Below are 10,479 nucleotides of genomic sequence, written 5' to 3' on the forward strand. Positions count from 1 at the left end.
CTGTACCTATGGCAGGAAACATTGCTTCTGGTGTTTATCTTGTAACTCTTAATCACGGTGGCGAAGCTCATACCTTTAGAGTAATAAAAGAGTAAAACTTTAAAGACAACATAAAAAATTAGTTTTCAAAATAATAGGCTTACAGACAAAAGTTAATTTTACTATATACGCTGCTATTAATAGAAAAACTAAAATTTTAATCCACTGAAAGTATAAAATACCAATTCAGTTTAATTAAAAAGAGGGATCCGAGAAGGACTCCCTCTTTTTTAATACATTGTCCCGTCCTGAAATAGCGATACACCAAAACCTTAGTATAATGAAAACATCAGAAAACAGTGGGTATATAAAACGTACCCAAAAAAGATTATTCGATTTCTTTTAAACTTAAATCTTTTAAAAAGCTGGAAATGGAAATGTTCCGATCGAGTTCAAGTTTCTTTTTGAGCCTGTATTTATGCTGGTTGACAGATTTAGGCGAAATGTTTAAAAAATCAGCTATTTGTTGTGTTGAATAGTTCTGGCGTATTAGCGCACAATACAGTATATCTTGATCGGTCAAATCAGGGTTTATGCGTTCTAAAGATTCCATTAATACAGGGGAAATAGATTTAAAAATTTCCTTTAAGCTATCATTGTGCCTTGTAATTACATCATTTCTTCGCAGCTTTCTTATTAAATGGCTCGCATTATTAACCGAATCATCCTTTAGGGCAATAAAAACCTCGTTCAATAAATTAATGTTCGATTGTTTCTCCAATTGGGCGGCTTCTACTTCGTTTTGTTTTTCCTTTAGCTGCAGCTGAAGGAGCTGTTTCCGCTTCACTTCATTGTCATAAGCCAATTTTAACAACTTTTCGTTTTGCTCCTTTCGCAAAATCAATTCCTCTTTTAATTTTTGCTGTGTTCTTAATTTTTCGTGCTCGCTTTCTTTTAGTTGAAGTCTGGCAAGTATGATTTGCCTTTGTTTTCGTTTATAGAAGTAGTAAAAAATTAAGCTGCCCACTACTAAACAGATTAAACCGCTGAGCAATTTATTCTGGTACGACTGTTTTTGGTTCAATAAATTTAAACTCGCCAATTCTTGCTCTTTGTGATGGTTCGTTAAGTATAGGTTCAAGTTGGTTTGTCGCTGTTCGGTGGTCAATTTGTTACGAGCGGCTTCTAACTTATTTTGAAGCTCGTTGTATTTTATCAAGCTATCGGTGTTCTTAAATAACGAATAATATTCGATTATGGCCGATGATATTTCAAGCTGCATCTTTAATTTTTCATTTGGAAGCAAAGCAGTCAATGTGTCTATTATTTGACGGGAAGTAACTTTTATGTCGGGCGAAAGTTCCAAGTGCTCCAATTGATTTTCCTTAATAATCCTATGGGCCAACAACCACCCTTTAGCATAGTGTATACGGGATTTGTTAGCGTATGAAAAATTGATATAAGTAAACAAATATTGGGTTGCCAAATCGGGATCATCGATCAGGAGAACTTCAGCTTTTAATCTATCCACATAGTGATAGCGCGCACTGTTTTCTATTTTTTTATAAATCTCCTGTGCATTATCCAAATATGTCAATGCCTGTTTAGTATCACCAGTAAGTTGATGTAGGGCTAACGCTTTATTTTCAAAAGCAACAGCGAGTCCATTTTTAAGTTTAAATTCGGGAAGAAACGTGTTGATGGCAGAATCGGCATACTTCTCCGTGTTTTTATAATCTTCTAATTCGTAATACAGATTACTTAAAAACTTAAATACATGTCCAGATTTAAGTCGGTTGACAGGATAATCAAAATTTTTGGTTACCTCTAACGCTTGAATTAAATAATAAACCGAAGCATTATAGTCGTCTGAAGATTCAGCACATTTCGAAAGTGCGATGAAGTATTTGAATAAATCGGTAGTTTTAGGGGCATCCGAATTCGCTAAACCACTATAATTGTACAGATAAGAACATGCCTTGGCATTGCCGAATCTACGGTTATAGTAAGAGAATTTGAGGTTTATAAAAATCAGGTCATTCTTTACATTGGGATAACGCTTCCCAACCTCATCAAGCACAACACCAAAAAAATCCAAGAACGGCAGCGCATTATCTTCTAGTTCTAAATTGTGCAACAGATATTTCAATTCATTTAAACGCTGAAAAGCACCTTCAGAAACTGCAAAAGTATCCAGATAAAGCTTTAGGTATTGTTCCTTTCTGTCTGCGTTGCAAAATGCCTGATGGAGATAGGGGTGGATTTTATTCAACTTCTCCCGGCTATCCAATTTTTCAAACGCTTGGATACTTAAAACAGCATTACATTCAGGAAAAGCAAACCCTTTCCAAAACCCCAGAATAAATCCTAAAATGACGATGAAACATCTTAAATTCATTAGTCAAATATACTTTTTTATAATTCAAAGACCTCACAACCCTTTAAAATTAAGGTTGTTCACTCAGTTGTAGACTCATTGTAGACTTCATGGAATAGGAAAAAAATGAGATATAAAGTAGATTTGAAATAAAACAATACTTTAAAAATTCATGTTGTTTTCTTACTGAATTCTACGCTATCAAAAACGGAAAACGCGAAGTGTCTATCAATAAACTTAAAACCCTAAACCACTAACAAGTTGTCTCATTCAAAAAATTTAATTAAATGCTTTTTTTAAGATTGGAGCGTGTTATAACTAAGAATCTATCGACATTAAAATACTATTTATGAAAAAAATTACTCTTTTCCTGCTTTTTTGTATTTTCCTTTTTAAGGCGAATGCCCAGTATATACAAAAAGTATATGTCAACGAAGATTTCTCTACCTATGCACTCCCATCAGGTTGGTCTGCTTATGCAGATCCCGAAAACAAGCATTGGGATATAGGCGACCCTTCCAGTATTATATCACAACTTCCTCCGAATACGAACAATACAGGGATGACTTTTCCCATGGCATATTTTTATTATTATGAGTTTGGAAACCTAGATAAAAATGCAAGTTTGGAAACCAAGCAGTTCGATGTATCTTCATTACCTTCGGAGGGAGCAATAAAGCTGCAGTTCATCTATCAGTTCGAAAAATACAGCTACGGCGCCAATTTTTATGTAGAAGTTTATAATGGTAGTAGCTGGATAGAGGTCTCTCACTTCACAGAAGATTCTGCTAATCCAACCTATTATGATGCAGACATCACAGCAGTCTTGGGAGGTGCAACCAACGCCAAAGTACGTTTTCGGTGGGAAGGCAATTATAGAGCTCATCTTTTTATCGATAAAGTCCACATTTTTGATGTGAATACTATCTGTAATAAACCTAATAACCTAACCACAAGCAACATTACGCCGGTTAGTATGGACCTGAGCTGGGATGCCGGTGGCTCCGAAACCGAATGGCAGATTATTTATGGACAGGCTGGTTTTAATCCGGAAGCAGGAGAGGGCAATTCTATAAACGTATCCAACACCACCACCAAAACCCTTACCGGGTTATTGCCCGACACCGCTTACGATATTTATGTTCGAGGTTTTTGTGGCACCAACGAAAGCTTTTTGTCCACCCCCATTACCACAAGTACAGATTGCACGGGGATTACCGGTTTTCCGTGGCTTGAAAATTTCAATACTACTTATAATTCTTTACCGCCTTGTTGGAATTGTGTAAGTGGATCCGATTTGGGAGGGTGTTTTGCTCCCAGTGCACCTACAGCCTATCCAGGCAACAAGGCCGCTAAGTTTTATGGCGATAACAACATGTATCTTATGCTTCCACCGGTATTTTTAAATGGGAACCAGCAACTTCGCTTCAAAACCTTGGCAGTAGATCAATATTCTACATTTACTTACAAAGTAAAACTCTCGGTCACCAGTAACCAACCAGAAGATTTTAATATTACCCTAAAACCTTCAACAGAGATTAAACATACCACATATCAAGAAATAGACCCTATTTCCCTTGAAGCATATACGGGATATGTGTATCTGGCAATTCATACATCCAATATAAATGTAGATAATGATCCTTATTATTTCGACGATTTTGTGATTGAGGATATTCCCGAATGTGTTGCGCCAACAAATTTGGAAGTGGTATCGAAAACCTATGATGGGATTACCGTAAACTGGACGGGCAACGGCCCAGAATACAAATGGGAAGTGGTTTATGGCCCACAAGGCTTTAACCCGGAAACCGAGGGAATTACCGTTTTGGATGATGACGGCGAAACAGGAATACAACTTACCGATTTTAGCCTCGGGGTCCATTACGATTTTTACGTTAGGGCATATTGCAGCAGCTTCAATAAAAGTCCGTTCTCCAGCGTCGGCCATTTTACAGCACCCTGTGATTTTAAGGACAACTTTTTTGAAAGCTTTCAAGGATTAACCAATATACCTGACTGTTGGTTCAAGTTGATCGATTCCAACAGTGATAACGCCCACGTTAGAGTAGGAAACTACGACGATTACAACGGAAATAATTCCGTGGCAGAACTGGAAACGGATACAGGAGCGGTCTATTTAATTTCGCCAAAACTGAATGCGCTTTCAGAAGGTTCAAACCAACTGCGGTTTTTTGCGGAAGGAGATTATTTTTCGTCTTTTGAAGTCGGCACAATAACCAACATAAGCGATGCTTCCACTTTTACCAGCCTGGCAACCTACACTACTTCTGGCGCGGGCCAATACAATGAATATTTGTTGCCGTTTTATGAGGACTTAACGGATGAGCAAATTGCCTTTAAAGTTTCAGGGAACAATAGCATCCATTTAGATAATATTTACTGGGAAACCTCTACGTATTATTGTGAAGAACCTACCGATGTAGAGGTGACAGAAGTAGGACAAACCTATGCGAATATTAGCTGGGTTGAAAATGGTTCTGCGGAAGCATGGAAGCTAATTTATGGCGAACCGGGCTTTGATCCAGCAACCGAAGGCACTATTTTTATCGATGATGATGAAGATGCTGGTGAAGCCTTGACAAATTTAACAATGGACACCCATTATGAAGTGTATATAAGTCCCATTTGTGACTCTGGCGATGTGGCAATTACCCAAACCCCAGTCAGTTTCTTTACCGGTTTTTGCAATGGCGATGTTCCGCTCAACATACAAGGAAATGGACTTTTAAAAGTGAATTTTGTCAATCAGGATTTTTTCAGCAACGGAAACACTACTTCTTATGAAGTTTTTACCGATCAAGTAGTTGAGCTTCCCCAAGGCCTAGAAGCCAAAACTTTCGTGGTTTTTCACACCGGGGTCGTTTATCGAACCAATATTTGGATAGATTTTAATGACGATTTGGAGTTGGGCAGCGACGAACTGGTTTTTCAGGGAGAATCCTTGGCCAACAACCCGACAACCTTGGATGCATCATTCACACTTCCAATAAATGCGGCTTTAGGAGAACATCGCATGCGAATTGCCGCAGCGGCTTCCGGCCAAGACATCCCCGACCCTTGTTTTAGTGGCACAGATGGTTTAGTGGCCGATTTTCAGGTAAATATCACGGAAGCACCATCCTGCTTCCCTCCAACTAATCTGTCTGCTACCAATATAGATGGAACCAGCACGCAACTAGAATGGCAGGAAAATGCTTCGGCCACTGCTTGGAAAATTATTTATGGCCCAGCAGGTTTTGATCCCACAACCGAAGGAACTACGCTAATCGATAACGACGGGGTTCCTTCAGTAACGATAACGGGTTTAGTCCCAAATAGCAGCTATGATTTTTATGTCAAAGCCCTTTGTGGAGCAAGCGATGAAAGTCTGCTGGTTGGGCCGGAAAGTTTTGACACGTCCTGCATTCCGCTTGGCGATTTTTCAGAAAATTTTGATGCTTCCTCCAACCTTCCCGATTGTTGGTCAAATCTTATAGACAGCCCAACGCCACCAGCAGACGGTTTTTCATTGGTAGAGCCCAATTACAATACTTCTCATTCTCCTTCAAACTCCATTATTTTATGGAACAGCAACGTTCCGGACGCAAAACTGTACTTGATCACACCAGAACTTTCTGCTTTAATTGAAGGCGATCATCAAATTAGGTTTTTTGCATTTTTCAATGGCAATGCTACATTGGACGTTGGCTTGATAGATAACCCTTCCGATGCCTCTACTTTTGAACACCTGCAAACCATTACCCCCGAAAACGGATTTTATGAATATGTGGTACGGTTTGACCAGCCTTACAATCAAAAGCATATCGCTTTTAAGGCGAGTTCTAGCATAGACAGTTATTCAATTTTTATAGACGATGTGGTCTGGGAGCCAATACCAACGTGCATTCGCCCCAGTAACCTTACCGTTGGGGATATCACTTCAAATTCAGCAGCAATCAATTGGGATTCAGAAAATGCTGAAACCGCTTGGGATATTGTCTATGGCGAAGCAGGATTCGACCCATTAACCCAGGGAACCACCATTACCGACACCGATGGGGTTGAAGGAACAACGCTTACAGGTTTATCTGCAACCACGACTTATGAGTTTTACGTAAAAGCTAATTGTACTGCGGAAGACCAGAGTAGTCTTGCCGGCCCAAGATATTTTAAAACACTTTGTGCTCCATTTGAGGATTTTTCCGAAAATTTTGAAGAAACAACCGATTTGCCCGATTGTTGGAGTAGAATTTTAGAGACTACTTCTAATGTTGCATCGGTGGGTATTGTGGATTATGGCGGAATTGATAACTCCAGTTCCGTAAGGATTTTCAATTATAATTCAGATGCTTCGGAACTTTATTTGATTAGCCCCGAGCTTTCAAACATCCAAAACGCCAACCATCAGCTTCGGTTTTCGGCTAAAAAAACTGCTAATTCAAATTTGGAAATCGGTACGATGACTGATCCCAATGATGCTTCCACCTATGTCGCGGTCCAGCAAATAAACGCAACCTCAAGGTATCTGGAATATGAAGCAGCCTTCGATGGTTATTATCCGGGGCAATACATCGCTTTCAAGACTACGTATAGCAACAGTTCTTCCGCAGAAGTATTTTTAGACAATGTTATTTGGGAACCTATTGCTGCGTGCCAAAAACCGACCGACCTTACTGCTACCAACATCACGCAAACCTCTGCCACCTTAAATTGGACCAGAGAAGGAAATGAAACAAGTTGGGAAGTAATTTATGGCGCACCGGGCTTTGATCCGGAAACGGATGGAAATACGCTGTTGGATGATGACGGCTCGCCGGGGATTGTTTTAACGGGACTCACTGAAAACGCAACCTACGAGGTTTATGTAAAAGCGGTATGTGGAACGAATAATGAAAGTGCTTTAACCGGACCAATCAGTTTTATGCTGTCCTGTTCTTCCTATGCCGATTTTTATGAAGATTTGGAAGACGATTTGGATTTCCCATCCTGCTGGTCTACCGTTATAAATTCTTCTGGAACGTATGCGGCCGTTGTTAAAACCTACTCGGGCGGAAATGATAACTCCAACTCCTTTTATCTATACGATTCCAACCAAGATCCTTCAGAAGCACTTTATTTAATCACTCCGGAGTTGTTGAGCTTGAACGGCGGTCGCCAATTTAGGTTTTCCGCCCGAGCATACAACAATCCCATTTTGGAAGTGGGAACCATGAGCGATCCTACCGATGCCAGTACGTTCAACTATATTGAAACAATCAATGCCATTGGCACGATACAGGATTTTACAATGATTTTTGATGAAACCTATACCGACCATTATTTGGCGTTTAGGGCTAAATTTCCCAATCAATATCAATCTATTTATATAGATGATGTGGTTTGGGAGCCAATAACCAATTGCGATGGGCCAACAGATGTCCAAATTTCGAATATTACTGAAAGCACTGCAAAGGTAAGTTGGGAAGCCGATGGCGATGAAACAGCTTGGATGATTATTTATGGGGAAGCTGGTTTTAACCCTATCATTGGTGGTAATACAATTGACGTTAACGGTACTTCCTTTGAGAGAACGCTGTCAGGCCTTACGGCAAGCACAACTTACGATGTATATGTACAAGCTGTTTGCCCCAACGGCGATGAGAGTTCACTATACGGCGTTATTCCTACGCAATTCCAAACGGGTTGCCCCCCGATAGGGAGTTTTTTCGAAAATTTTGATTCCCTGCCAATAGATGTTATTCCTGATTGTTGGCAAAAACTGATGGAAGATGTTTCCAATCCGGGCAACGTGATTTTTGGCACCAAGGATTTCTCAGCCTATTCCGCACCAAATTTTATGGCCATGTACAATGGTTATGAGCCAAATGCAAAACTATATCTGGTTGCGCCAATGCTCAATAATTTATCCAACGGAAACCATCAATTAAGGTTTATGGTCAAAAAAGATGCGGGTGCCCATTTGCAAGTGGGCACCATGGAAGATGCTAATGACCCTGCTACTTTTTCAGCAATAGAAACCATTGCCGCCACTTCGAGCTACCAAGAATTTTCGGTGGAATTTGGTGACGTGGAAAGCCATCAGTTTATCGCATTCAAGGCTTATTTCACTTTAAATTCACAGGCAGTCTATTTAGACGACGTGGTATGGGAACCGGTTTCCTGCCCCAAGCCTATCGCGCTGGCCACAGATAATTTTAACGGAAATTCAATAGATCTTTCTTGGATTGAAAGTGGTTCCGCAACATCTTGGCAAATTAAATACGATGCAATTGGTTTTAATCCGCTTAATGAAGGGACGTTGGTTTTGGATAACGATGGAGTTCTTGGAGAAAGCATTACGGGATTAAACCCAGCCATTGAGTATGAATTTTATGTGAAATCATCTTGCGCCGAAAGCGAGACGAGTGAATGGGCAGGGCCAAAAAAATTCATCGACGCTCCCATGAATGATGATATTTGCAACGCCATCACGCTGAGTTTGGATGCAGGCTGTGCTGGCGGAACGTACACAAATACCGGGGCAACACTTCAGAATAACGAACCCACCGATAGTTGCTGGGACACTACGGAATATTTACGAACGGTTTGGTTCAAGTTTGTAGCACCGGAAAGTGGTAATGTAACCATTACAACCGAATTTTCGGGCGGGTCGCTTACAAACAATCATTTTAAGGTTTACGAAGCACCCACAGATTGCTCCAATCTACAAACTTTGGGGGCGGTAACCACGTGTAGCGATATTAATGTGAACGGGGCAACAATCAACCCGTCATACCTTACCCCAGGAGCATATTATTATATTCAGGTGAGTGGCATTGGAAATCTACAAGGCACTTTTTGTATTGAAGTGCAAGAAGAAGCAGATTACTATTATGGCTATGATTATTACGATGCCGAAAATGACTACCGATGGTTTCCCGAAAACCCTGAAAACGCGAATACACTTGTGGATAACGTAGAAATTAAAGCGGATATGGCAACTTTTACCGAAGCTATTGCCATCAAGAACCTAGTTGTAGGACCCGGAGCAAGCCTGAATATTGAGAGCGTACTCACCTTAACTGAAAGTCTGGTCAATAACGGGGCGTTAACCTTTAAAAGCACCGCAACCAAAAATGGGGAATTGGCTCCAGTGCCAGCAACTTTCACTATGTTGGGAGCTATTACCGTAGAACGTTATATGAAGAATAAACGCTCCTACAGAATGGTGAGTAGCTCAGTAACCTCCCCCAACTCCATCCACAACAATTGGCAGGAAGGAGCAACCGGCAACACCGACAATCCATTCCCGGGGTTTGGTACGCACATTACAGGAAGCACCACCGACCAGCAAAACGGGTTTGACGGTACGGCAACGGGCAATCCATCTATGTTTACAGTAGATGTCGTAAATCAACAATTTCAGGCAATAACAAATACTGATGTGCATACCCTGACGGCGGGAAACCCGTATTTGCTATTTGTTCGTGGGGATCGGAGCATCGACCTGACCAATAACGAAGCCTCCAGCGAAACCGTGCTTCGTACCACAGGGTCATTATTCACAGGTACGAACATCCAAAACTTTAACACCGAAGACGCAGGGGATTTCGTGATGTTCGGGAATCCGTACCAAAGCACCGTCAACTTAAACTCGGTTTTTGCGGGTTCAACGAACCTAAATACTAATCAATTTTATGTGTTCGATCCATCTCTTGGAGACCACGGGGCTTATGTTACCGTACTTCTCCCAGGAGGAACTAACACATCCGGTTCAGCAGCCAACGAATACCTCCAGCCTGGTCAAGGTGGGCAGATTGCCACCGCTACTGCTGGCGTTTCATCTGTAGTATTTAACGAAATTGATAAAAGTCCAGGCGAGTTTACCTCAACGAATCGCCCATTGTCTGGAAATGATATGTTAACTGTACAATTATACACTACTGAAAACTTCAACAATGAAGGACCAGTACACGATAGCTTCGGAATTATCTTTGCAGAAGGAAACAACAACGAACTTACAACTGCTGATGCTGTAAAGCCAATGAACTTCTATGAGAACTTAGGTATTAACCACAACGGAACTTACTTGAGTATCGAACAAAGAGATATGCCACAAGCAGCTGAGGTGTATTCAATGT

At 40.7% G+C, this 10,479-nt stretch carries 2 protein-coding genes; one reads left to right on the forward strand and one right to left on the reverse strand.

Annotated features, from left to right (window positions below; all coding sequences use genetic code 11):
* Window positions 1-367 precede the first annotated feature (367 nt).
* On the reverse strand, window positions 368-2,377 hold the full coding sequence (locus BLW28_RS15130) for a LuxR C-terminal-related transcriptional regulator (protein WP_073222177.1): 2,010 nt from the start codon (window positions 2,375-2,377) through the stop codon (window positions 368-370).
* A 328-nt stretch (window positions 2,378-2,705) separates the two neighbouring features.
* Between BLW28_RS15130 and BLW28_RS15135 the strand changes: the two genes are divergently transcribed.
* Window positions 2,706-10,479, forward strand: a 7,774-nt coding sequence (locus BLW28_RS15135) for a fibronectin type III domain-containing protein (protein ID WP_092842588.1), incomplete at its 3' end; no start/stop codon positions are given.

Origin of the sequence: Aequorivita viscosa (assembly GCF_900106795.1) — a bacterium.
GTDB lineage: Bacteria > Bacteroidota > Bacteroidia > Flavobacteriales > Flavobacteriaceae > Aequorivita > Aequorivita viscosa.

Excerpts from the sequence above, each read along its gene's own strand:
- BLW28_RS15130 (WP_073222177.1), bottom strand. The coding sequence starts at position 2,377 with ATGAATTTAAGATGTTTCATCGTCATTTTAGGATTTATTCTGGGGTTT.